Below are 23958 nucleotides of genomic sequence, written 5' to 3'. Positions count from 1 at the left end.
GGAACTTCGGACACGTTCGTCATTCCCGCGAAAGCGGGAATCCATTTGCTTTCAATCCCGCTGGAGGAAATCAAAATGGATCCCCGCTTTCGCGGGGATGACGATTGGGGGTTTCTCGAAGTTCCGTCAGAGTGCCTGCAAGGCGTGCAAGAGCCGTCTTGCGTCGTATCCGGCTACGACGCCGTCTCGCGCGCCGCAACCTCGGCGGTTTCCTCGCTCAGCGCCACGCTCTCGCGCTGCGGCTTCGTCAGCGGCGTCGGCTTGGGCTGGTTGCCGATCAGCAGGTGGCGGCCGACGCGCAGGCCTTCGGTCACGTCGACCACGAACCGCTCCGCGTCGCGGCGGCGCACTTCTTCCGCCGTTTCGCGTGCCGCGTCGGCGTCGACGCCGAGCGCGCGCAGGGCGGCTTCGCCGAAGGCGATCGCCGCGTCGAAGGTCTCGCGCACCTGGTAGTCCACACCCTGGCCGACCAGTTCCACGGCGTGGCGGCGGTCGTAGGCGCGCACCAGCAGCTTCGCCTGCGCGAATTCGTGCCGCGCGAGTTCGACGATGGCCTTGGCCGCGGTGCGGTCGTCGACGCATACGGCGATCACGCGCGCCTCGCCCGCGCCGGAGGCGCGCAGCACGTCGGCGCGACGGCCGTCGCCGTAGTAGATCTTGAAACCGAACTCCGCGGCGGAGCGGATCATGTCGGTATCGGTGTCGATGATCGCCACGTCGTAGCCGCGCGCCAGCAGCGCCTGGCTGACGACCTGGCCGAAGCGCCCGAAGCCGATGATCAGCACGTTGCCGCTGAGGCCTTCGGCGAGGTCGACGTCCTCCATCGAAGGCGCACTGCTGCGCGCCAGGCGCTGCAGGACCAGCACGCAGACGGGCGTCAGCACCATCGACAGCACCACGATCGCCGTGATGCTCGCGTTGAACGGCGCATCGATGACGCCGGCCGCGGCGGCGGCGGAGTAGAGCACGAAAGCGAATTCGCCGCCCTGCGCCATGACCACGCCGCGGTCCAGCGCTTCGGCGTGGCTTGCGCGCAGCAGCCGCGCCACCGCGTAGATGCACACCGCCTTGGCGATCATCATCGCCACCACGCCGCCGAGGATCAGCGGCAGGTTGCGTGCGACCACGCCCAGATCGAGCGACATGCCGACGGCGAGGAAGAACAGGCCCAGCAGGATGCCGCGGAACGGTTCGATGTCCGCTTCCAGCTGGTGGCGGAAGCTCGATTCGGAGAGCAGCACGCCGGCCAGGAACGCGCCCATCGCCATCGACAGGCCGCCGAGCTGCATCAGCAGCGCCGCGCCGAGCACGACGAGCAGGGCGGCGGCAGTCATGACCTCGCGCGCGCGCGAGGCGGCGAGGATGCGGAACAGCGGATTGAGCAGCCACAGGCCCGCCGCGACCAGCCCGCCGAGCGAGGCCAGCGCGACGCCGACCGTCTGCCAGCGCGAGACGGCGTCGCCTTCGACCGCGTGCGGCGACATGAACGCGACCAGCGCGAGCAGCGGCACGATCAGCAGGTCCTCGAACAGCAGCACGGAAATGATCCGCTGCCCGTGCGGCAGGGCCAGGTCGCCGCGCTCGCCGAGCAGCTGCACCACGGTGGCGGTGGAGGTGAGCACGAAGCCCATCGCGCCGATGAAGGCGACCGGCAGTGCGAAACCGAAGGCGAGCAGCACGCCGGTCAGCACCAGTGCGCACACGCCGATCTGCACGGTGCCCAGGCCGAAGATCTCGCGCCGCAGGTTCCACAGGTGCGAGGGCTGCATCTCCAGCCCGATGACGAACAGGAACATCACCACGCCAAGCTCGGCGACGTGCAGGATCGCGGTGGGATCGGAGAACCAGCCCAGTCCGAACGGCCCGATCAACAGGCCCGCGGCGAGGTAGCCGAGGATCGAGCCGAGGCCCAGGCGCCGGAAGATCGGCACCATGACCACGGCCGAGCCGAGCAGGGCGACGACGCGCACCAGTTCGCCGGTGCCTTCTGCAACACTCATCCGGATCCTTCGTTCTTCGCGCAAGCCCGACCGCGCCGGCTCGGCGCGGCACGTGTGACGAAGGGGATGATGCCTCAGCCGCTGTGCTTTGGCAGCAACGGCCTCAGATTTGCTCGGCCTCCGGTGCGATGCCGCCCGTGCGTCGGCCGTCCGGCGCATCGATGCGCCGCTTCAGGCCGGCCGTCTGCGCGGGGATCGGCGGAAAGTGGGCCTGGCACACGGCGGCCGGGGCGCCTGCGAACGCGGTCGTCATCCGCACCGGAACGCCGGGCCCCGCGGCGCTGCCGATCGGAGGCAGCAGGGCCGCAGCCTGCGGGAAGCGGTAGTTCCACCAGCTTCCGGTGTACACCTTGTAGTACAGCGTGGTGTCCATGCCCAGCGTCGTGCCGCGGCCGTAGTACCACGGCCGGATGTCGAAGATTCCGCCGTATTCCCGGTCCGACTGGCGCGGCAGGGTCAGCTGTTCCGAGGCGGCGCGGGCCACGGTCGGGCCGCCGGGGAACGTCGCCACGGTTCCCAGCGGAGCCGTCTGCCGGTCGGTGAGGTAGGCGATGCGCACGAACTCGGCCGGAGCGAGCTGCGCCGGCAGCGGCAGCTGGCCGATCAGCTGCTGGCCGAAGCAGACCGAGAAGCGCTCCAGCGACACCGCGGCGGCTTCCTGCGCTCCCGGCGGATCGGGTGCGTTTTCCGGCCGCAGCCACTGGTCCTCGTACAGGTACCAGTCGGTGTGGTTCCAGGACGTGAAGTACTGCGGCTCGATCAGGTCGATGGCGCCGACGGCGATGCCGTCCTGTTCGTCTCCCAGCGGCCCGCGATAGGCGACCTGCAGGAAAAGGTCGGTCGCGTTGGCCGGGATCGGATCGTCCGCGAAATCGAATTCGAGCAGCGCGCTGTCGTCTTCGCAGTTGCCGACGGCGCCGGTGTTGATGTTGCCGACGTTCGCGCAGGTGCTTTCCGATCCCGCCGGCACGCCCGGCAGGTTGCCGCCGGCGTCGACATACAGCGGCCTGGATACCGAGATCTCCGGCACATTGGAGCGCAGGTCCTCCCACTGGCAGCCGGACGGTACGAACGGCGGCTGTGGCGTGTAGTCCGCGGCGAACCGGAACACGTACTCGCCCGACAGGTCGCGCCAGTAGCACGGGTTGCGGTGATAGCGCGCGATCGCGACCAGCATGCCGGTGGCGTCGCCGGTGGAGTCCCTGCCGCCGCGCATCGTCTGCGGCACCACGCGGCCGGTCGCGGACTCGATCAGCCGGCCGTTCTCGTCGCCGGTGCTGTTGCGCGCGCGCACGCGGATCGTCGTGAAGCCGAACGTGCGGTTGCTGCCGTCGTCCAGCAGCGGAACGCCGTCGAGCACCGTGTGCGGCGTGCCTTGGTCGAGCACGCCGAACAGCCCGTCGGGCGGTGCGGACAGCGTCAGCCGGCCGCGGAAGAAGTAGTCGATCAGACCCGCGCTGTAGGCGATGGCGCGCGGAACGCCGAGATTGCCCATCGTCTCCAGCTCTTCCAGACCGATCGCGTAGCGCGGCTCGATCGAGGTGCCGAGAATGTCGCGCACCAGCCCCAGCGCGCTTTCGGTCACCATCGGCGGCGCGGCGAACGGCGGACCGCTGGCCGTCGGAGGAAGGGTGTCCGCGTAGCCCGGAGCCACCGTGTCGAGCGCGGGGCGCGTCCAATGCACGCAGCGGGTATTGGAGAGGCGGTCGGCCAGCAGGTTGCCGATCCGGCACGGGGCGCTCGATCGCACGTAGCCCTGCGTCTCGTCGATCGGCGCCGGCGGCTGCAGGAATGCGTCGCCCGACGACTGCGGCAGCGTGCCGGCGGTGAAGAACGTGCGGTTGGTGTAGTCCATCAGGCCGTGGCGGTTCGACGTCGGCGCCTCCGGTCCTTCGCCTTGCTGTCGCGTCGTGAAGAAGCGCAGTGGGGTGGAGAACGTCGGGACCGGGTAGTTGCCGAGGACCGGTACGGGTGGGCGGATCTGATCGTTCTGTTTGTAGAAGCCGGAGAGGTAGGTGTTGTCGTATCCCGAAATCAATATTCCGGGAGCCATGACCCGCCAATTCGTATATGCCTCGTAGGCCTGACGCGCAGGCGATTGAAACGGAGAATGTGCATCGTCGCGGACGTGCTGGGGCTGTGCGCCATCCTGTAGCAGATGCACGACATCGCCCAGCGAGCGGAATACCGTGGCCCAGCGGAACAGTCGATGCTCCGCGTCGGTTTCACGCGCTGCCGCGGTGTAGGGCAGCACGGAAGTACCCAGCTGATCGGTCAGCGCCAGCCACATCTGATGGCGCGCGTCGGCGTAGCTGAAGTGATTTTCTCGCACTGGATGTTGGACAGGCGCGGGAGCAAAGCTGTCTCGCAGACCTAATGCCCAGTCGACCGACTTTGATTCGTGCATATAGCCGCCCGCAAGCGACAGGTCATGAACCGGATCATAGAAGTGATTGAGTACCCGCATGATGTTGCCGCGTGGATCATTATCCGGGCGGATAACATCGCATCCTGGTCTTTGTTTATAGCCTGACCGGAGATCGTCTTCCCGGATTGCTCCGCGGATGAGCCAGTTTTGAATGGAAAGAGTTCCGCTGACGTTGTCTATGTTTTGGTTATCTAGTCCACCAAACCATCCAGCTGACTGAAGGGTCCTCATCTGGCAGCGCTCGTATTCGTGCGGCAAGCGTATGTAGTCGGTCTCTGAGGGTGGAGGTGGGTACCTGTAAGGGGAGAAAACGGGAAAATTGTCGAAGTAGCCGACGTAAGCCTCAGTCGACCATTGAGTAGTAAATGGAGATTCTGTAGGCAGACGATCCAGCCCGAAAGTATGGCGCACCGAGGGGTCGCCTTGACCGAAAAGGGCAGACCGCTTGTAGGCATTGTAAGTAATCAAGCCGTGCGTATCTGTCTCGAAGGCGGAAGCCGATTCAGCGCCGACCATGAGCATCATCGGCAAAGTAATGAGTCTCGCGACGTGCCTGAGCATCGCATTCTCCATGCTTCAATCGTGTGATTTAAAAGATTTCTGAGCTTGAGGCGATGGAATTATCAAGCGGTGAGGTTTGGGGCGTTCAGAACATTCATCGTCCTGAGGAACGTATTTGTAGGCTTCGCACAAGTCACCCGTTGTCAGCAGAGCGCCTTCGCCTTTCCTTTTTCTAATCTTTTCTATACCCATAGCTAAAGGGCAATCGTACGAAGTGCCGCCCCGGACCTCCTTGGCCAAGATCTTGTCGGATGGCAGATCGCAGATCAGCTTTCTGACGGATCGCTCCATATCACTCCGAAGTCGCCGAGACGCTTCGGAACTTTTTTCTTCATACAAGGAGCATTGGCTGGCTATGGCCAGCGAGCGAATACTTGCAATGTAGGCATCGGCCATCACCGACGAGGAAGTCATGTCGGCTTGTTGCATCAGAACCTGCGGAACGATGTAGATTGGGCCGTTCCTCGTATACGGCTCGAACGGGACGATGCTAGGTACGGGGCGTCCTTCGATGGTGTCGACCATGCGCTTCAGTTCGTCCTTCACTACGTAGCCCTCCTTGTAGTAGAGCTGCGTCCACCCATAGCTCCTGCTGTACCCCGGCACCATCCGCAGCAGCATGTCTTCGGCGACGTCGATGTCCTTCGAGGCGTTGGGGATCACATAGGAGCCATCGGCATCGGTCCAGACGATCTTCTGGTGCAAGCAGCCGCTGTAGCCGGCCTGCATCGGCGTGGAAGACCACAGGCCGTAGTTCATGATGACGGCGACGCCCGACAGCCCCTCGCCCGTCTGCGCATCGACGACGCGACCGTGCTTCTCGGCGAGGACCTTGGCGAAGCGGTACGGCTGGATCAACACGAGGAACAGGTAGAACAGGCAGAACAAGCCGGCCAGCGTCAGCAGGCGTTGAGACCATTGGCCGAGGGTCGTTTGCGTCATTTCATCTCCGGGGCGAGTTCAGCGCTTCGCGAGCACTGGCGGAATATGAAGGTGCGGAGTTCGGTGTGCGCTCGTCGACATCCTGGCAAGGACACCCGATTCCGGCTGTGACGGCCGGCAAGCTGGGGAGTGGGGGCTGACAGCACCAATCGTTCCGGAGAAGGTCCATACCGCGAGTCCTACCATCGGCCGAGCAAAGTGCTTGCGCATCACGTTCTTCCTATGCCGGGGTAGGGCGGCGGCGGTCGTTGCTTGAGCGGCGCGAGCTGCAATGGAGGGATTTTTCTGTTTTCGAGGCTCTGGCACTCGTACTCGCCTGGGACGTAGTCGTACGCCTCGCACATGACGCCAGTTGTCAGTACGGCTCCCTCGCCCTGCCTTTCCAGAATCTTCTTCATCCCCAGAGAGGCGGCGCAGTCGTTGAAAGAAAAGCGCAAGGCCAGTTCTGCCAGGATTTTTTCGGGTGGAAGATCGCAGATGAACTTTCGGATGGATGTCTTCATTTCGCCTCGCAGCTTCACGGAGGCCGTGGGATTTCTTTTGTCGTCCATGAAGCATCTGAGGCCGGCTGCCATCGAGCCGATGCTGGCGATATACGCATCCGCCATAGCGGGTGAGGACGCCATATCGGCATTCTGCATAGGCACTGGCGGAACGACGTAGATCGGCCCGTTCCTCGTATACGGCTCGAACGGGACGACGCTGGGCACGGGGCGTCCTTCGATGGTGTCGACCATTCGCTTCAGTTCCTCCTTCACTACGTAGCCCTCCTTGTAGTAGAGCAGCGTCCACCCATAGCTCCTGCTGTACCCCGGCACCATCCGCAGCAGCATGTCCTCAGCGACGTCGATGTCCTTCGAGGCGTTGGGGATCACGTAGGAACCGTCGGCGTCGGTCCAGACGATCTTCTGGTGCATGCAGCCGCTGTAGCCGGCCTTCATTGGCGTTGAAGACCACAGGCCGTAGTTCATGATCACGGCGACACCCGGCAGCCCCTTGCCCGTCGTCGCGTCGACGACGCGGCCATGCTTCTCGGCGAGGACCTTGGCAAAGCGGTACGGCTGGATCAGCACGAGGAACAGGTAGAACAGGCAGAACAGGCCGGCCAGCATCAGCAGGCGTTGGGACCATTGGCCGAGGGTCGTCTGCGTCATTTCATCTCCCGGGTGCGTTCAGCGCTCTTGTAAGCGCTGTCGGAATATGAAGGTGCAGAGTTCAGGACGGGTCTACTCGTCGGCGTCCGAGGCGGTGGAATGATCAAGCGATCAGGTTTGGGGCGTTCGGAACACTCATCGTCCTGAGGAACGTATTTGTAGGCTTCGCACAAGTCACCCGTCGTCAGCGGAGTGCCTTCGCCTTTCCTTTCCCGAATCCTTTTTATGCCCATGACCAAAGGGCAGTCGTAGGAAGTGCCGCCGGCCCTGGCTTCCTTGGCCAAGATCCTGTTGGGCGGTAGCTCACAGATCAGCTTTCTGACAGATCTATCCATATCGCTTCGCACCAGCCAGGATGCCTCGGAATTTTCTTCTTCATACAAGGAGCATTGGCTGGCTATTGCCAAAGAGCGGACGCTGGCAATATACGCATCCGCCATCGCGGGCGAGGATGCTATTTCGGCACGCAGCATCGGCACCGGCGGAACGATGTAGATTGGCCCGTTTTTCGTATACGGTTCGACTGGGGTGACGCGGGGCACAGGGCGTCCTTCGATAGTGTCGATCATTCGCTCCACGTCCTCCTTCACCACGTAGCCGTCCTTGTAATAGAGCAGCAGCCACCCGTAGTTCCTGCTGTACCCCGGCACCATCCGCAGCAGCATGTCTTCGGCGACGTCGATGTCCTTCGAGGCGTTGGGGATCACGTAGGAACCGTCGGCATCGGTCCAGACGATCTTCTGATGCATGCAGCCGCCATCGCCAGCCTGCATCGGCGTGGAGGACCACAGGTGGTAGTTCACGATCACCGCGACGCCCGGCAGCCCCTTGCCCGTCTGCGCGTCGATCACGCGACCGTGCTTCTCGGAAAGAACTATGGGAAAGCGGTACGGCTGGATCAACACGAGGAACAGGTAGAACAGGCAGAACAAGCCGGCCAGCGTCAGCAGGCGTTGAGACCATTGGCCGAGGGTCGTTTGCGTCATTTCATCTCCGGGGCGAGTTCAGCGCTTCGCGAGCACTGGCGGAATATGAAGGTGCGGAGTTCGGTGTGCGCTCGTCGACATCCTGGCAAGGACACCCGATTCCGGCTGTGATGGCCGGCAGGCTGGGGAGTGGGGGCTGACAGCACCAATCGTTCCGGAGAAGGTCAGTACCGCGAGTCCTACCATCGGCCGAGCAAAGTGCTTGCGCATCACGTTCTTCCTATTCCGGGGTAGGGCGGCGGTGGTCGTTGCTTGAGCGGCGCGAGCTGCAATGGAGGGATTTTTCGGTTTTCCAGGCTCTGGCACTCGTACTCGCCTGGGACGTAGTCGTACGCCTCGCACATGACGCCAGTTGTCAGTACGGCTCCCTCGCCCTGCCTTTCCAGAATCTTCTTCATGCCGAGAGAGGCGGCGCAGTCGTTGAAAGAAAAGCGCAAAGCCAGTTCTGCCAGGATTTTTTCGGGTGGAAGATCGCAGATGAACTTTCGGACGGATGTCTTCATTTCGCCTCGCAGCTTCACGGAGGCCGTGGGATTTCTTTTGTCGTCCATGAAACATCTGAGGCCGGCTGCCATCGAGCCGATGCTTGCGATATACGCATCCGCCATAGCGGGTGAAGACGCCATATCGGCCTTCTGCATAGCCACTGGTGGAACGATGTAGACCGGCCCGTTTTTCGTATACGGTTCAACTGGAGTGACGCGGGGTACGGGGCGTCCTTCGATGGTGTCGATCATTCGCTCCAGATCTTCCTTCACTACGTAACCTTCCTTGTAATACTCCAGCAGCCACCCGTAGTTCCTGCTGTACCCCGGCACCATCCGCAGCAGCATGTCTTCGGCGACGTCGATGTCCTTCGAAGCGTTGGGGATCACGTAGGAGCCGTCGGCATCGGTCCAGACGATCTTCTGGTGCATGCAGCCGCCGTCGCCGGCCTGCATCGGCGTGGAGGACCACAGGTTGTAGGTCACGATTACAGCCACGCCCGGCAGCCCCTTGCCCGTCTGCGCGTCGATCACGCGACCGTGCTTCTCGGAAAGAACTATGGGAAAGCGGTACGGCTGGATCAGCACCAGGAACAGGTAGAACAGGCAGAACAGGCCGGCCAGCGTCAGCAGGCGTTGGGACCATTGGCCGAGGGTCGACTGCGCCACGTCACATTTCCAGGATGCGCCAGACGCCGTCGGTGCCTTGCATCAGCCGCATCGGATAGCCGCTGCGCGTCTGGTCGGACTGGTCGCGGACGAGCAGCAGGTCGGCCATGCTGCCGGAGAACTGGCCGTCGGCGATGGTTCCGAGCCGTTGCGCGAAGACCGGCATCTGGACGCCGAGCGCCGTCAGCAGGTCGAGGTACTCGGCGCGGCGATCCTCGTGGAACGCATGACCGGCGCCGGTCAGGTCCTGCGCCGCGAGGCGATCGCGCAGGTATCCGTAGACGTCACACAGCATGCTGCGCTGGACGATCCGGTCGCGAACGAGGATGTAGCGCTCGGCGGCGAAGGTGTTTCCGTTGAGTTTCACCTGGGCGCGGTACAGGCCGGGATGTGCGTACAGATACGCGCTCGGGGCGTCCGGCGTCGGGCCTTCGTAATCCCAGAAGCGGTTGCCGTCGAAGTCGATGCTCAGATGGCCGGCCGTCGTGCCGCTCGGCAGATGGTCGAGGACCAGCCGGAAAGCGGCGCGGAACGGGCCGTATCCGACCTGGCCGACCTGGTCGCTGGCCTCGAAGGCGATCGGCGGAGGGGCCGGGTCGACCTGCACGGAAACGGTCGCGGTGGCCGTGGCTCCGGTCATCGTGGTCGCGACGGCCTGCAGATCGTTCTGCCCCGCTTCCACCGGCACCGCCACGGCGAGGAAGCGTCCGCCGACCGTGGCCGCCACGACGCCGTTGACCGTGATGCCGGTGTTGACCGGACCTTCGAACGTGCCGGCCACGTCGACGGCAAGCCCATGGACGATCCCGGTGTTCGACGGCGAGGTGATCGCCACGCTCGGCGGCGCGAGACCGGTGATCGACCGCTCGATTCCCAGCGAGGTCATTGCGCCGGGAATCTGCTGGGTCGGCACGAAGCCGGTTTGCGGCGGATCGTCGGGGCTGGGTTCGAAGCCGCACAGCTCGGTGCCGGGCGGCAGCGGTGCCGTTCCGCCGGGCGAACTCACCGACTGGACGACCGGCGGGGACTGCGCCGCCGCGAAGGTGGAGTCGCCGGGGGAATACGCCACCAGGGTCCGCGGTCCGGCGGCGCTGGCCGGCAGCTCGCAGCTGCCATCGGAGACGGGCGCGGTCAGGTAGCCGTACAGGCACCAGTTGGTTCCGTCGGAGATCCGGATCGGGCCGATCGGATAGAAATTGGGCCCGGGCGGGGCGATCGGTCTGACCTTGACGAAGACCAGCGAACTCTGCCCGGCGCGGATGGTTTCCGGGATGAGGTTGCTGATCTCGAGCGCCACGATGTGGAAGACGATGTGGTGCGAGACCAGGTTCGATTTCACCGTCCCGTAGACGTCGTCGCCGGAGTAGGTCGCCTGGAGCAGGACGAGGTTCGGCGAGCTCATCGGCGCCGTCATGCTGCACGTCGTCTGCGGCAGGACGAACGTGCAGCTCGTCTGATTGTTCGTGTCGGTGACGGTGACCGATCCCGTCGGTTCCGGATCGGCCGGCGACGGCTTGCTCACGACGGCCGTGACCACGTAGGGCTCGGTGGCGAGTGCATATCTCGGCTCGGCCCCGGTAATGGCGATCGACGGCACCGGAAGCACGGTGAAATCCGCCGGGCTGTTCGCGGCGTGGCCGGAAACGCGTACCGAGACCGGTCCCGTCGTCGCGCCGGCAGGCACGGTCACGACGATCTCCTCGTCCGTGCTGCTGACGACCACGGCCGCAACGCCGTTGAAGGACACCTCCGGCTCGATGGCGGCATCCTGTTTCAGGTCCGCGCCGAGGATCCGCACCGTGGCGCCGACGGGTCCGCGGCCGGGTTCGAGGCTGGTGATGGTGGGCGTGACGGTGCCGATGACGGCGAACGGCAGGCTGGTGCCCGCGGCGAGCACGTCGCCGGAAGTCGCGGTCGCGACCAGCGCGGTGTCGGTCTGCCGGGTGTCGATGACGAGGTCGCGCACCAGGCAATAGCTTCCGCCGGGCGGAATCGTGCAGCTCGACGGGCCGCTCAGGCTCCCCGTGGCGCCGGGGGCAAGAGAGAGATTCACGGTCGTGGTGGCGACGACCGTCGTCGGACCGCCTGCGTGCTGGGCCTGCACGACGATCTCGAACGGCACGTCGACGTACACGTCGTCGAAGCTCGGGCGGTTCTGCCGCCGCACTACGGCGAGGCGATCCGCCGTCACGGTGTTGACCACGAGCAGCGATCCCGCGGTGCCCAGCAGCGAGCTGCCGAGAACCTGCCGGTTCACCGTGTCGATCGTTTTCAGCTCGCCTTGATAACCCAGCAGATGGGCCCGGTCGCCGGCGATGTTGGTCCGCAGCGCCGAGACGACGCCGACGTCCGCCGGGATGGTCGCCGCCAAGGTGCGCGCGTGCAGATCGACGACGGAAAGGGCGTTGCCATTTCCGGCGAACGCAGAGAAATACGCCTCCGATTCGCCGGGTCCGATCTCGATCTGCCTGGCATTGCCGGGCGTCGGCAGCGTCCAGTGTTCCGCTCCGCTCGAAAGGGCGATCGCGAAGAATTTGTCCAGCGTCAGGGCGTAGACGGGGTCGATGGTGGCGCCGATCTCCGGTCCCGACCTGGGGCCTCCGATCTCGTACGCGGCGCGGGCGATGCCGCTCGCGAGGTCCAGCGTGTACAGATGCCCGTTGTCGGCGAAGATCAGCCTTCCGCCGGCGAAGTCCGCGCGCAGATGGTACGGATTGGAGAGATTGGGAATCTGCCGGGAGTCGACGAGCGTGCCGGAGCCCATGTCGATCCGCGCCAGGTGGATGGTGTTCTTGTTGTTGCGATAGGCGGAGTAGAAGACGTACAGCATGTTGCCGATCGGGTCGGCGCCGCTGCTGACGATGGAGCCGAGGTCGAGCCCGATGCCCGGGTCGATGGAAGCCACGGCCTGGTTCGTGCGCGCGTCGATGACGGTGACGCGATACGAGCCGACGGCGTACACGTGGTTTCCGCTCGCCTCGATCGCCAGCTCATCCGGATTCGCATCGGTCGCGAGGGTGGCCAGGACCGTGTGGGTGGCGGTGTCCACGACCGACAGGGTGTTCTCGTGCGTATTGAGAACGTACAGGCGCGTGCCCGCGGTGTCGGCGATCATCGGGCCAGCCCCGCGACCGGTGATCAGCGCGGCGAACGGCTCGCCGGTGGTCGCATCGATCGCGACGACACCTCCGCTGTAGACCGAACTGGCGTAGAGGATCTCGCTGCCCGCGACGCTCGGCGCGACGAGAGAGGCGAAGCTGGATTGCGCCGTTTTCGAGAAGCCGTAGGCCGATACGGTGATCGGCCCGGCGGTGGCGCCGGCGGGAACGGTCGCGACGAGCTGCGTGGCGGAGGCGGAGACGAGGCTCGCTGGCGTGCCGTTGAAATCGACCTGGTTCGCCGCCGGCGTTTCGCCGAAGTTGATGCCGCGAATCGTCACGCTGTCTCCGGCGCGCCCTCCGGGCGTGAACGCATGGATTTCCGGAGGGACGCGGAACGTGGTACCGCTGCTGACGGCGGTCTGGCCGCCGACCGTCACGGCGATCGGGCCGCTGATCGCGTCGTACGGTACGCGCACCGTCAGCCGAGTGGCGGTCGCTGAGTCGATCTCGGCGGGGACTCCGTTGAACGTGACGGCGTTGTCCTCGGCGGTGGTGCTGAAACCGCTGCCGTTGATGCGGACGGAAGTTTCCGGCTCGCCGCGCGTGGGCGCGAACGAGGTGATCGCCACGGCGGATGCCGCCGTCGGGCAGACGATCAGCCAGGCCAGGAACACGCCGAGCAGTCGTGCGCGCGCCGGACGGATCGGCGAGGCGCCGCGATCGGCAGCCGGGAAGTGAGTGAACGAAAACCTTGCCCAAACGCCGGAAAACGGACGTGCCTTCATCGCATCTCCTTTGCTGCGGCCGTTCGATGATGGGTCTTGCTCGGTTTTTCGGATTATTCGTACGGTTTTGAATGCGCGCTTGAATTAGCGGTTTGTCGTGATCGAGTCAATAATCATTCAAAATCGTTAGCCAGCATTTCAAAAATGCACGGCTATTTGTGATTATTCTCGCGTTTTGTTTTTCTTATTTTTATTAGCGCAGGGTCGGCATCGCATACGCCGGAGCGTTCGACGGATGGGGCAGGGGTGTTGCGCAACCGGGGCACGGCGTCGGCGGCAGCAGGGAGCGCGGGTCGATGCACGTTCGGAGCCGTGCCGCGGCGGCATGCGTCGTCGTGCGAAGGCGTTGCCTGGATGGTCAGGAACGAATCGTCGCGGCGGATGGCCCGGGGAAGGGGCAGGTCGCAGTCCGGACGCCGGGTGCCTGCGGCGGATTGCGATGAACTTCCTGCGCGCGAAACGTTCGTGCCTCCCGCGCGATCCTCCGGCTTGCTCCGCTCAGGCCGCTTGCGGCATTCTGGCGTTCCGCGCCTCGACGGGCGCATTCCCGTGACACTGCACGGAAGGCCTCGCCCGCCGCATGTTCCGCCCCCTGGAAGTCTTCATCGGTCTGCGCTACACGCGAGCGAAGCGGCGCAACCATTTCATTTCGTTCATCTCGCTGGTGTCGATCCTCGGCATCGCGGTCGGCGTGACGGCGCTGATCACGGTCATCTCGGTCATGAACGGCTTCGACCGCGAGCTGAAGCAGCGCATCCTCGGCATGGTCTCGCACGCCACGATCGAGGGCGTCGACGAGACCGTGCGCGACTGGCCGGAGGCGGTGAAGCTCGCCTACGCCAACCCGCACGTGCAGGGCGCCGCGCCCTACGTCGAGCGGCAGGCGATGCTGCAGGGCGTGCGCGTCAGCGGCGCGATCGTGCGCGGCGTGGTGCCGGATCTCGAGCCGAAGGTTTCCGACATCGACCAGCGCATGGTGCAGGGCAAGCTGACCGACCTCGTCGCCGGCCAGTTCGGCATCGTGCTCGGCAAGGAGCTGGCGATGACGCTCGGTGTCGGCGTCGGCGACAAGGTCACCGTGTTCGCGCCGGAGTTCAGCGCCACCCCGATCGGCGCGATCCCGCGCACCAAGCGCTTCACCGTGGTCGGCCTGTTCGAGGCCGGCATGCAGGAATACGACTCCGGCCTGGCCGTCATGCAGATGCAGGACGCGCAGACCTTGTACCGGCTGGACGGGCCGACCGGCATCCGCGTCAAGCTCGACGACATGTTCCGCGCGTTCGCGGTCGGCCGCGAACTGGCGCAGGACCTGGCCGGGCGCCTGGGCGCCGGCTACTACCGCGTCACCGACTGGATGCAGGGGCACAGCAACTTCTTCAAGGCGGTCGCGATGGAGAAGAAGGTGATGTTCCTGATCCTCTCGCTGATCGTTGCGGTGGCCGCGTTCAACCTCGTCTCCACGCTGGTGATGCTGGTGCAGGACAAGCAGGCCGACATCGCGATCCTGCGCACGCTCGGGCAGAGCCCGGCCTCGGTAATGGGCACCTTCATGGTGCAGGGCGTGCTGGTCGGCTCGCTCGGCATCGCGCTCGGCGTGCTGTTCGGCGTGCTGCTCGCCTCGAACCTGCCGGCGATCATCCGCTGGGTGGAACAGACCTTCCACGTCGCCTTCCTGTCGCCCGACGTCTACTACATCAGCGAACTGCCGAGCGAACTGCACTGGGAGGACGTGATCTGGATCACCGTGACCGCGTTCGTGTTCTGCACCCTGGCCACCCTGTACCCGGCGCGCCGCGCGGCGAAGACCGAGCCGGCGGCGGCGTTGAGGTATGAGTAGCCGGGATTGGGGATTGGTGATTCGAGATTCGTTCGAAGCAATGCACATCAGATTCGCAGGCATTCAAGGCCCATGAACTCCGCTCTTCCCAATCCCCAATCCCCAATCCCCAATCCCGGCCCCACCGACATCGTGCTGCGCGCCACGAAGATCGCCAAGACCTACCAGGAAGGCGGTCTGCGCGCCGAGGTGTTGCGCGAAGTGGATCTGGCCGTGCGGCGCGGCGAGACGGTGGCGATCATCGGTGCGTCGGGCACCGGCAAGAGCACCTTGCTGCACATCCTCGGCGGGCTGGACCAGCCGACTTCGGGCGAGGTCGAGGTCGAGGGGCGGACGATGTCGCGCCTGTCCGACCGCGCGCGCGGCGAGCTGCGCAACCGCTCGCTCGGCTTCGTCTACCAGTTCCATCACCTGCTGCCGGAGTTCACCGCGGTCGAGAACGTGTGCATGCCGCTGCTGATCCGCGGCGCGCCGATCGGCGAGGCGCGCGAGCGCGCTGTCGCGCTGCTCGGACGCGTGGGCTTGAGCGCGCGGCTGGAACACAAGCCCGGCGAGCTGTCCGGCGGCGAGCGCCAGCGCTGCGCGGTCGCGCGCGCACTCGTCACGCGGCCGGCCTGCGTGCTCGGCGACGAGCCGACCGGCAATCTCGACGAGAAGAACGCAGCGCAGGTCTACGACCTGATGCTCGAACTCAATCGCGAGGTCGGCACCGCGCTGGTGCTGGTCACGCACGATCCCCGGCTGGCCGCGCGCGCCGATCGCATCCTGGAGCTTTCCGGCGGCGCGCTCGGCGCGGCGGCGGGCTTTCAGCGATAGGAAAAGAATCCGGAGCAAGCCCATGAACTTCGGCAAGACCACACCGATCCTGCGCATCTTCGACGAAGCGAAGGCGAAGGAGTTCTACGTCGGCTATCTCGGCTTCTCGATCGACTGGACGCATTGCTTCGAGGAAGGCACGCCGCTGTACATGCAGGTATCGCGGGGTGGTTGCGTGCTGCACCTGTCCGAACACCACGGCGATGCCTGTCCGGGTTCGTCGATGCGCATCGAGACGGACGCGATCGAGGCGTTCCACGCCGAACTCGCCGCCAAGCCGTACCGGCACATGCGGCCGGGAATCGAGGACACGCCCTGGGGCAGCAAGGACGTCTGCGTCATCGATCCGTTCGGCAACCGGTTGACCTTCACGAACGCGATCAGCACCTGATTTCCGCGGCCGGGTAGGCCGCAGGACGGCAAGCGCCGCGGGGCGGCGATGCATCGCCAGGAGGGCGAATGGGCAGGAAGCCGGCAGGAATCGGACTTGCGTCGCCGCCGTTCGGGGTCGCGACGGCGCTCGCCGCGCTGCTCGGGGCACTGGCCGTACACGCATTGCCGGCCTTGCCGCCGCGCTGGCTCGATGCGGCCTTGGCCGTACTGGCGGCGGCATTGCTTCTGCGTCCGCGCCTGCGTCTGCCCGGCTGCGTGCTGCTCGGTTTCGCCTGGTGCGCGCTGCGTGCCGATGTCGCGCTCGAGGCGCGCCTGCCGCGCGAGCTGGAAGGTCGCGATTTCACCGTCGTCGGCACGGTCGAGGATCTGCCCAAACGGCAGCCGGACGCGACCCGCTTCGAGCTGCGCGTCGAACGCGCTCGGCTCGACGGGCGCGAGCTTGCATTGCAGGGCCGCCTGCGGCTGTCGTGGTACGACGGCGCACCGCAGGAACTGGACGCCTGCAGCCGCTGGCAGCTGCAGCTGCGCCTCAGGCGCCCGCGCGGCCTGGTCAATCGCGGCGGTTTCGATTCGGAACGGCACGCGCTGGAGCACGGCATCGTCGCGGTCGGCTACGTGCGCGAAGCGGACTCCAACCGCCGCCTCGGCGAGCGCGGCGGGTGTGTGGACCGGCTGCGCGAACGGCTCGCGCACGACATCGCCGAACGCGTCGGCGATCCACATGACGCGGCCCTGGTGCGGGCGTTCGCGATCGGCGACACGCGCGGGCTCGGCCCGGACGACTGGGAGGTGGCGCGCGCGACCGGCGTTTCGCACCTGATCGCGATCTCGGGATTCCACGTCGGCATCGCCGCCGGCTTCGGCGCGCTGCTCGTGCGGCTGCTGTGGCGGCTGTGGCCGCGCCTGGGGTTGCGCGTCGCGGTTCCGGTGGCGCAGGCGCCGGTGGCGCTGGTGACCGCGCTCGCGTACGGCGCGCTCGCCGGCAACAGCCTGCCGACCCTGCGCACGCTGATGATGATCGCGATCGTCGCGCTCGCGCACGGCGCGCGGCGCGGCTCCGGCGGCGCGCATGCGCTGGCCCTGGCGCTGCTCGCGATCCTGGTCATCGATCCGCTGGCGACGCTGTCAGCCGGGTTCTGGCTGTCCTTCGTCGGCGTCGCCTTCCTGCTCGGCTGCCTGGCGCGCGGACGCGGCTGGACCGGATGGCTGCGCGAACTCGGCGCCGGCCAGCTGCTGATGTCGGTCGCGCTGCTGCCGCTGACCGTCTGGTTCTTCGGCGAGGTCTCGCTGGTCGGCGTGCTGTCGAACCTGTTCGCGGTGCCGGTGGTGAGTGTGGTGATCGTGCCGCTGTGCCTGCTCGGCCTGCTCGCGCTGCTGACGCTGCCGGTGGTCGCGGTGCTCCCGCTGACCTTGGCGGCCACGATTGCGCATGCGCAGTGGCGGTTGCTGGAGTCCATGGCGGGCTGGCCCGGCGCGCACGGCTATCTGCCGGAGGTTGCGCCGTGGGCACTCGCGCTGGCCATGCTCGGCGCGGCCTGGATGTTCCTGCCGCGCGGCGTGCCGGCACGCGGGCTCGGTGCCTTGCTGTTCCTGCCGCTGCTGCTGCCCGACCGGCCGCCGCCGCCGCAGGGCGCCTTCGTCGCGACGGTGATCGACGTCGGGCAGGGGCTGTCGGTGCTGGTGCGTACGCACGGACATGCGCTGTTGTACGACGCGGGCGCGCGCTACCGTTCGGAATTCGACCTCGGCGAGGCGGCCGTGCTGCCGACCCTGCATGCGCTCGGCATCGACACGCTCGATGCGTTCGTCGTCAGCCACGGCGACAACGACCACGCCGGCGGCGCGCCCGCGGTGGCGCGCGCCTATCCGCAGGCGCGCCGCTACGCTGGCGAGCCGGCGCGCCTGGACCTGGGTGCCGCGCAGTGCCGCAGCGGCCAGGCCTGGCGCTGGGACGGCGTCGATTTCCGCATGCTCGGCCCGCGCCCCGAGGCGCTCGCTGCGCATAGCGGATCGGCCGACAACGACCGCTCCTGCGTGCTGCTGGTCGAGACGGCTTCCGGCCGCCTGCTGCTGACCGGCGACGTCAGCCGGCGTGTCGAACCGGCGATCGCGGCCGCGGCCGGCGACGGCCCGCCGCTGGTCCTGCTGGTGCCGCATCACGGCAGCCGCAGCTCGTCGAGCGAGGCCTTCGTCGCCGCGCTGGCACCACGGCTCGCCGTGGTCTCGGCCGGCTGGCGCAACCGCTTCGGCCATCCGCATCCGGCCGTGGTGCAGCGCTACGCCGACGCCGGTGTTGCGCTGGAAAGCACCGCGCGCAGCGGCGCGCTGGAGATCGAGTTCGGCCGCGACGCCGCGCCGCGGCTGATTGCGCGCGAGCGCGAGCGCCGCGCCCGCCACTGGCGCGAATAGCCGCGATTGCAGTCCATCGCACAGTCTCGCCCGATAGCGCTGCTATCATGCCCGCCGGTCGCAACTGCGAGGAAAAGGTGGGATCGTGCTGGAACTCCTGAAGGCCGGCGGCTGGGCGATGCTGCCGATCCTGCTCTGCTCGGCGATCGCGCTGGCGATCATCCTCGAACGCTTCTGGACGCTGCGGCACAAGGCGGTGCTGCCGCCGGGCCTGGGCGCCGAAGTGCGTGAATGGGCGCGCTCGCGCAAGCTCGATCCGCAGCACCTGGCCGCGCTGAGCCAGAACTCGCCGCTCGGCGAGCTGCTGGCCGCCGCGCTGGGCGTGCGCAACCGCTCGCGCGAGGTCATCAAGGAGCGCATCGAGGACACCGGCCGCCACGTCGTGCACCGGCTCGAGCGTTTCCTCGGCACGCTCGGCACGATCGCGCTGATCTCCCCGCTGCTCGGCTTGCTCGGCACCGTGTTCGGCCTGATCCGCATGTTCCTCGCGGTGATGGTCAGCGGCGTCGGCGATCCGCTGAAGATGGCCGGCGGCATCGGCGAGGCGCTGGTGTGCACCGCCGCGGGCCTGTGCGTGGCGATCCCGGCCTACGTGTTCCACCGCTATTTCCGCAGCCGCGTGTCGGACCTGGTCGTCGAGATGGAGCGCGAGGTGTTCCTGCTGACCGACGAGCTGACCTCGAACTCCGAAGCCGCGCCGCCCGTCGCGGCCGCGCGCGTCGCGCTGGCCGCCGGCTGAGCGGCCGCCCGTGCGCATCTCGTCGACGCGGCGCGAGGACGATTTCGAGATCAACGTGATCTCGCTGATCGACGTGCTGCTGACCCTGCTGATGTTCTTCGTGCTGACCACCACCTTCGTGCAGAACGCGCGCATGCAGGTGACCCTGCCGCAGGCCGAATCGGCCGAGCGCAGCGAACAGCCCGACGCGCTGGTGGTGCTGATCGACCGCGACGGCCGCTACTTCGTCGACAACGAGGAAGTGCTGCGGCCGGGCCTGGATTCCCTCAAGGAAGTCATCGCGCGCATCGGCGGCGACAACCGCGCGCGGCCGGTGATGCTGCGCGCCGACGCGCTGACCCCGCACCAGGCGGTGGTCACCGCGATGGATGCGCTGGGCGAACTCGGCTTCACGCGCCTGTCCATCGCCACCACGCCCTCGCAGGCCGCAGGCGCGCAGTGAGCGGCGAGCTCAAGTCGGCCCGCTCCGGCTGGGCCATCTACCTGCGCCTGCTCGGCTACGCGCGGCGCTACTGGCCGATCGCCATCGTCGCCGTGCTCGGCATGGTCATCGACGCGGCCGGCCTGGGCCTGTTCGCCGGCACGATCAAGCCGATGCTCGACAACCTGTTCCTGTCGCGCGATCCGTTCTGGATCTTCTGGATGCCGATCCTGATCGTGGCGATCTTCCTGGTGCGCAGCCTGGGCATGTACGCCACCGACTACGGCACCGCCTACATCGGCCGCGGCGTCGTGCAGCAGCTGCGCCAGCAGGTGTTCGACCACTACCTGCGCCTGCCGTCCTCGTACTTCGACCGCGAATCCTCCGGCCACCAGATCGCGCGCATCACCTACACCGCCGAGCAGGTCGCGCAGGCCTCGACCGACGCGGTCAAGGTCGCCGTCGTCGACGGGCTCAGCGTGGTCTTCTACGTCGCCGTGATGCTGCACAACAGCGTGCAGCTGACGCTCGGCCTGCTCGTCATGGTGCCGCTGGTCGGCGTGCTGGTGATGTACGTCGGCCGCCGCTACCGGCGCATCAGCGCGCGCATCCAGGGCTCGATGGGCACTGCCACCGGCGTCATCGAGGAGGCGGTCGGCGCGAACCGCGAGGTGAAGGTGTTCGGCGGCCAGGGCTACGAGTCCGAGCGCTTCAACAAGATCTCCGAACAGACGCGCCGGCTCTCGCTCAAGGTCGCCGCCACCAACGGCCTGGCCAGTTCCTTCGTGCAGCTGATCGCGGCGATTTCGCTGGCGCTGATCATCGTCCTCGCCACGCGTCCGGGCATGCTCGACACGCTCACGCCGGGCACGTTCACGGCGGTGATCCTGGCCATGGGCGGCATCCTGCCGGCGCTCAAGCGCCTGACCACCGTGCAGGCCAGCCTGCAGCGCGGAATCGCCGCGGCCGACGAGATCTTCACCCTGATCGACACGCCGGGCGAGCGCGACGAGGGCCGTACCGAGCTGACCGCATTCGAGCGCGAGCTGGAGTTCCGCGACGTGGACCTGACCTACGCCGGCGCCGCGCGTCCGGCGCTGCGCGGGGTGAACCTGCAGTGCCCGCGCGGCAGCGTGACCGCCCTGGTCGGGCGTTCGGGCAGCGGCAAGTCGAGCCTGGCGAGCCTGATCCCGCGTTTCTACGAGCCGAGCAGCGGCAGCGTGCGCATCGACGGCCGCGCGCTCGACGACTACACGCTGTCCAGCCTGCGCCGGCAGATCGCCTGGGTCGGGCAGAGCGTGACGCTGTTCGACGACAGCATCGCGCGCAACATCGCCTACGGCGCGCTCGCCGGCGCGGACGAGGCCGACGTCGTCGCCGCCGCCGAAGCGGCCAATGCGATGGAATTCATCCGCCAGCTGCCCGACGGCATCCACAGCCGCGTCGGCGAGGGCGGCGGCCTGCTCTCCGGCGGCCAGCGCCAGCGCATCGCGATTGCGCGCGCGCTGCTGAAGAACGCGCCGATCCTGATTCTCGACGAGGCGACCAGCGCGCTCGACAGCGAATCGGAGCGGCTGATCCAGGACGCGCTCAAGCGCCTGATCCACAACCGCACCGTCATCGTCATCGCGCACCGCCTGTCCACGGTCGAGCACGCGGACCAGATCGTGGTGCTCGATCACGGCGCAATCGTCGAGCAGGGCACGCATGCCGCGCTGCTCGCGCGCGGCGGCCACTACGCCGCGCTGCACCGCATGCAGTTCCGCGACGAGGCGGGCTGACCGCCGCAGCGGGTGCCGGATCGGACTTGCGCGCGGCCGCGGATTCCGACCAGACTCGCCGGGCATGTCCCTGCGCACCCGCATCGAAAGCATCTGGTACGGCGGCGCGCCTGCGCCGTGGTGGCTGCGCGCGCTGGTGCCGCTGTATCGCGGCCTGCGCGGCCTGCACCTCGCGCCGTATCGCCGTGGCTGGCGGCGGCCGCGGCAACTGCCGGTGCCGGTGATCGTCGTGGGCAACCTCACCGCCGGCGGCAGCGGCAAGACGCCGCTGGTGATCGCCCTGGTCGACGCGCTGCGCGCGCGCGGCTTCCGGCCGGGCGTGGTCAGCCGCGGCTACGGCGGCAGCGAACGCGGTCCGGCCCTGGTCGACGACGTCTCCAGCCCCGCCAGCGTCGGCGACGAACCCTGCCTGATCCGCCGTCGCACCGGCGTCGCCGTCGCGGTCGGACGCGACCGCGTGCGTGCGGCACAGCTGCTGGTCGAACGCGGCGTCGACGTCGTCATCGCCGACGACGGCCTGCAGAATCCCGCGCTGGCCCGCGACGTGGAGATCTGCGTCATCGACGGCCAGCGCCGCTTCGGCAACGGGCGGCTGCTGCCGGCCGGGCCGTTGCGCGAGCCGGTCGAGCGTCTCGCCACGCTGCCGTTCCGCGTCTGCAACGGCGCCGCGGCGCAGGCCGGCGAGATCCCCATGCGGCTGTCCGGCGACATGGCCGTCGCACTGGCCGGCGGCGGCACGCGGCCGCTGGAGTCCTTCGCCGGCACGCGCGCGCATGCGGTGGCGGCGATCGGCAATCCGGAGCGCTTCTTCGATCGGCTGCGCGCGCACGGCATCGAGGTGCTGCCGCATGCGTTCGCCGACCACCACGCGTTCACGGCGTCCGATCTGGATTTCGGCGACGAGCTGCCGGTGCTGATGACCGAGAAGGACGCGGTCAAGTGCCTCGCCTTCGCGGCGCCGCGGTTCTGGTGCCTGCCGGTGCGCGCCGAGCTGCCGGCGTCGTTCTTCGACGCGGTGGCCGTCGCGCTGCGTCGTCGCTGAGGCGCGGCAACGCCTTCGGCGTCGCGTCCGCCGCGCAGACGCGGTGAAGCGATCAAGAAACCCGGGGGCGAGACGCGAGCCTCGCCCCCGGTCTGCACACGATCAGCGAACGCCCGTTACCAGTCCGTGGGCGCGCATCCGGCGGTCCTGGAGGCGGTCGCCAGCGGCTGGCCGTTGGCGTCGGTCGCCGTCACCGAGACGTGCATTCCCGCGACGCGGGTACAACCGAATTCGCAGGTCGTTTCGGTATCGCTGCAACCGCGGACCGGGCCGCCCGGACCGTTGAGGTTCCACCACACCGCCGCCGTTCCGGCCGGCGCATCGGTGACCGTGCATTCGTTGACCAGACAGCTGAGCGTCATCGTCGGCGTCTGGGCGGAGGCCTGCCCGGACGAGGCGATGGAAAGCCCGAAAGCCGCAGCAGCCAGCAGGGCGGAGGTGATGAGAATACGCATGGTTGTCTCCTTGGATCGAGTGTGTGGCGTGCGCGGCATTCTTCGGCCGGCACGGTGCGAACGCCGTCGGGAATCCGACGACGGTGAATCCGGGAGGCGTTCAAGTGCATCAGGAAGGCTTGCGATGGCAGCCGTCGCCTTCTCGGCGGCCGAGGATGTCCCCGCCGCTGCTTGTGCGTACTGGCTTGGTCCCGTCGCCGTGCTCGAGTCACGCCGCTCGCGGCGAACAGGTGATACCTGCGTGTGCCGGCGGAAGCTCCGCTCCTTCGCGCGTGTCTCAGTAGGCGACGCAGCCGTAGTCGTCGCAGCGCAGGATCAGCTGCCAGTCGCTGCCCGATTCGTACGCCACGCACTGGTAGGTCCAGGCCACCGTGCCTTCGCGCGTGCGTTGCGTCACCGTGTAGAGGTCGCTGTCGTTCTCCTGCGAGCAGGGCGCGGTCGGCACGGTCGAGGGGATGTCGGCCAGGGCATTCTGGGAACCGGCTGCGGCGATCAGCGCAACCAGGGCGAAGCTTTTCACGAGTGCAGCGTTCATGTCGGATCTCCTGGAGGAGGGCATTGGGATGGAGCGGAGCGGCGCCATCCCGGCGACGCTGCGGAAAACCGCGGAACCGGACCGGTCCGCGCTACCCGTCGGGCACGGGCGGGCCGCACGGCGTACGGCGCCTGCGATGTCCGTCTTCGCGGAAATCGGACGCCCGCCCGCCATGGCCGATGCGCTGATTCCATGGACGCATCGGCGGATTCGCTCGTCGTCGTTCGCCAGCGCGGCAGGCAGATCCGGATCGACCCGGCTGACCGCGCTGGCGGTGATCGCCGGAGTAGTCGCGCCGGGACCGGCGACGGTCACGGAGGCGCTGCTTTCGGCGGTCTGGTTGTGGCCGGCCGGCCCTCGCTCCGGGGCGCCGGCCAGCTTTTTCTTGAAGTAACTTCGTACGATTTATTTCGGATAAG

The 23958-nt window shown here is 67.1% G+C and carries 18 protein-coding genes; 9 read left to right on the top strand and 9 right to left on the bottom strand.

Annotated features, from left to right (window positions below; all coding sequences use genetic code 11):
• Positions 1-173: 173 nt before the first annotated feature.
• The 7 genes from ACFO6Q_RS09205 to ACFO6Q_RS09175 all read right to left on the bottom strand — a co-directional run bounded on the left by ACFO6Q_RS09205 (position 174) and on the right by ACFO6Q_RS09175 (position 13111).
• Positions 174-2000: a monovalent cation:proton antiporter-2 (CPA2) family protein gene (locus ACFO6Q_RS09205; protein ID WP_380020358.1), complete on the bottom strand. Its 1827-nt coding sequence runs from the start codon at positions 1998-2000 to the stop codon at positions 174-176.
• A gap of 103 nt (positions 2001-2103) precedes the next feature.
• Entirely contained in the window at positions 2104-4659 is a 2556-nt protein-coding gene (locus tag ACFO6Q_RS09200; protein ID WP_380020357.1) for a hypothetical protein, read from the bottom strand.
• Between the two features lie 345 nt (positions 4660-5004).
• The gene (locus ACFO6Q_RS09195) at positions 5005-5931 is read right to left on the bottom strand and encodes a hypothetical protein (RefSeq protein ID WP_380020356.1); all 927 of its coding nucleotides are present in this window, start codon (positions 5929-5931) and stop codon (positions 5005-5007) included.
• 209 nt (positions 5932-6140) lie between these two features.
• Positions 6141-7085: a hypothetical protein gene (locus ACFO6Q_RS09190; protein WP_380020355.1), complete on the bottom strand. Its 945-nt coding sequence runs from the start codon at positions 7083-7085 to the stop codon at positions 6141-6143.
• Positions 7082-8071, bottom strand: coding sequence for a hypothetical protein (locus ACFO6Q_RS09185; RefSeq protein ID WP_380020354.1), 990 nt, complete (start codon positions 8069-8071; stop codon positions 7082-7084). The genes ACFO6Q_RS09190 and ACFO6Q_RS09185 overlap by 4 nt, the downstream gene beginning before the upstream one ends.
• Positions 8072-8280: 209 nt before the next feature.
• Positions 8281-9225 carry a carboxypeptidase-like regulatory domain-containing protein gene (locus ACFO6Q_RS09180; RefSeq protein WP_380020353.1) on the bottom strand — a complete coding sequence of 315 codons (945 nt, stop codon included), beginning with the start codon at positions 9223-9225 and terminating at the stop codon, positions 8281-8283.
• A 1-nt stretch (position 9226) separates the two neighbouring features.
• Positions 9227-13111: an IPT/TIG domain-containing protein gene (locus tag ACFO6Q_RS09175; RefSeq protein ID WP_380020352.1), complete on the bottom strand. Its 3885-nt coding sequence runs from the start codon at positions 13109-13111 to the stop codon at positions 9227-9229.
• A gap of 580 nt (positions 13112-13691) precedes the next feature.
• On the opposite strand from ACFO6Q_RS09175, the gene ACFO6Q_RS09170 reads away from it, so the two are divergent.
• The 8 genes from ACFO6Q_RS09170 (at position 13692) to lpxK (ending at position 22549) form a co-directional block, all read left to right on the top strand.
• A complete protein-coding gene (locus ACFO6Q_RS09170; protein ID WP_380020351.1) occupies positions 13692-14948 on the top strand; it encodes a lipoprotein-releasing ABC transporter permease subunit in 1257 nt (418 codons plus the stop codon).
• 72 nt (positions 14949-15020) lie between these two features.
• Positions 15021-15764 (top strand): lipoprotein-releasing ABC transporter ATP-binding protein LolD, encoded by a 744-nt coding sequence (lolD, locus tag ACFO6Q_RS09165; protein ID WP_380020350.1) that lies wholly within the window; start codon positions 15021-15023, stop codon positions 15762-15764.
• A 22-nt stretch (positions 15765-15786) separates the two neighbouring features.
• Positions 15787-16155 carry a glyoxalase superfamily protein gene (locus tag ACFO6Q_RS09160; RefSeq protein WP_380020349.1) on the top strand — a complete coding sequence of 123 codons (369 nt, stop codon included), beginning with the start codon at positions 15787-15789 and terminating at the stop codon, positions 16153-16155.
• A gap of 68 nt (positions 16156-16223) precedes the next feature.
• Positions 16224-18566: a DNA internalization-related competence protein ComEC/Rec2 gene (locus ACFO6Q_RS09155; RefSeq protein WP_380020348.1), complete on the top strand. Its 2343-nt coding sequence runs from the start codon at positions 16224-16226 to the stop codon at positions 18564-18566.
• An 85-nt stretch (positions 18567-18651) separates the two neighbouring features.
• Positions 18652-19305 (top strand): MotA/TolQ/ExbB proton channel family protein, encoded by a 654-nt coding sequence (locus ACFO6Q_RS09150; RefSeq protein WP_380020347.1) that lies wholly within the window; start codon positions 18652-18654, stop codon positions 19303-19305.
• Between the two features lie 10 nt (positions 19306-19315).
• Positions 19316-19747, top strand: coding sequence for an ExbD/TolR family protein (locus tag ACFO6Q_RS09145; RefSeq protein ID WP_380020346.1), 432 nt, complete (start codon positions 19316-19318; stop codon positions 19745-19747).
• Positions 19744-21507, top strand: coding sequence for a lipid A export permease/ATP-binding protein MsbA (gene msbA / locus ACFO6Q_RS09140; RefSeq protein ID WP_380020345.1), 1764 nt, complete (start codon positions 19744-19746; stop codon positions 21505-21507). Before ACFO6Q_RS09145 ends, msbA begins: the two co-directional genes overlap by 4 nt.
• A 64-nt stretch (positions 21508-21571) precedes the next feature.
• Positions 21572-22549: a tetraacyldisaccharide 4'-kinase gene (gene lpxK / locus ACFO6Q_RS09135; RefSeq protein WP_380020344.1), complete on the top strand. Its 978-nt coding sequence runs from the start codon at positions 21572-21574 to the stop codon at positions 22547-22549.
• A 116-nt stretch (positions 22550-22665) separates the two neighbouring features.
• On the opposite strand, the gene ACFO6Q_RS09130 is transcribed toward lpxK, so the two are convergent.
• On the bottom strand, positions 22666-23004 hold the full coding sequence (locus tag ACFO6Q_RS09130; RefSeq protein ID WP_380020343.1) for a hypothetical protein: 339 nt from the start codon (positions 23002-23004) through the stop codon (positions 22666-22668).
• A 277-nt stretch (positions 23005-23281) separates the two neighbouring features.
• Positions 23282-23539 carry a hypothetical protein gene (locus tag ACFO6Q_RS09125; RefSeq protein WP_380020341.1) on the bottom strand — a complete coding sequence of 86 codons (258 nt, stop codon included), beginning with the start codon at positions 23537-23539 and terminating at the stop codon, positions 23282-23284.
• Here ACFO6Q_RS09125 and ACFO6Q_RS09120 point away from each other — a divergent pair.
• Positions 23538-23933, top strand: a complete 396-nt coding sequence (locus tag ACFO6Q_RS09120) for a hypothetical protein (RefSeq protein WP_380020340.1) — start codon at positions 23538-23540, stop codon at positions 23931-23933. The genes ACFO6Q_RS09125 and ACFO6Q_RS09120 overlap by 2 nt on opposite strands.
• Positions 23934-23958 lie beyond the last annotated feature (25 nt).

It is taken from the genome of Dokdonella ginsengisoli, assembly GCF_042652785.1.
GTDB lineage: Bacteria > Pseudomonadota > Gammaproteobacteria > Xanthomonadales > Rhodanobacteraceae > Dokdonella_A > Dokdonella_A ginsengisoli.
The sequence above is the reverse complement of the archived record's forward strand: the minus strand, read 5'-3'. Positions and strand labels throughout refer to the sequence as shown.

Coding starts and splice junctions, on each gene's coding strand:
- ACFO6Q_RS09125 (WP_380020341.1), bottom strand. CDS start 23,539: ATGAACGCTGCACTCGTGAAAAGCTTCGCCCTGGTTGCGCTGATCGCC.
- lpxK (WP_380020344.1), top strand. CDS start 21,572: ATGTCCCTGCGCACCCGCATCGAAAGCATCTGGTACGGCGGCGCGCCT.
- ACFO6Q_RS09155 (WP_380020348.1), top strand. CDS start 16,224: ATGGGCAGGAAGCCGGCAGGAATCGGACTTGCGTCGCCGCCGTTCGGG.
- lolD (WP_380020350.1), top strand. CDS start 15,021: ATGAACTCCGCTCTTCCCAATCCCCAATCCCCAATCCCCAATCCCGGC.
- ACFO6Q_RS09175 (WP_380020352.1), bottom strand. CDS start 13,111: ATGAAGGCACGTCCGTTTTCCGGCGTTTGGGCAAGGTTTTCGTTCACT.
- ACFO6Q_RS09200 (WP_380020357.1), bottom strand. CDS start 4,659: ATGAGGACCCTTCAGTCAGCTGGATGGTTTGGTGGACTAGATAACCAA.
- ACFO6Q_RS09160 (WP_380020349.1), top strand. CDS start 15,787: ATGAACTTCGGCAAGACCACACCGATCCTGCGCATCTTCGACGAAGCG.
- ACFO6Q_RS09170 (WP_380020351.1), top strand. CDS start 13,692: ATGTTCCGCCCCCTGGAAGTCTTCATCGGTCTGCGCTACACGCGAGCG.
- ACFO6Q_RS09205 (WP_380020358.1), bottom strand. CDS start 2,000: ATGAGTGTTGCAGAAGGCACCGGCGAACTGGTGCGCGTCGTCGCCCTG.
- ACFO6Q_RS09185 (WP_380020354.1), bottom strand. CDS start 8,071: ATGACGCAAACGACCCTCGGCCAATGGTCTCAACGCCTGCTGACGCTG.
- ACFO6Q_RS09195 (WP_380020356.1), bottom strand. CDS start 5,931: ATGACGCAAACGACCCTCGGCCAATGGTCTCAACGCCTGCTGACGCTG.
- ACFO6Q_RS09190 (WP_380020355.1), bottom strand. CDS start 7,085: ATGACGCAGACGACCCTCGGCCAATGGTCCCAACGCCTGCTGATGCTG.
- ACFO6Q_RS09130 (WP_380020343.1), bottom strand. CDS start 23,004: ATGCGTATTCTCATCACCTCCGCCCTGCTGGCTGCTGCGGCTTTCGGG.
- ACFO6Q_RS09120 (WP_380020340.1), top strand. CDS start 23,538: ATGTCGGATCTCCTGGAGGAGGGCATTGGGATGGAGCGGAGCGGCGCC.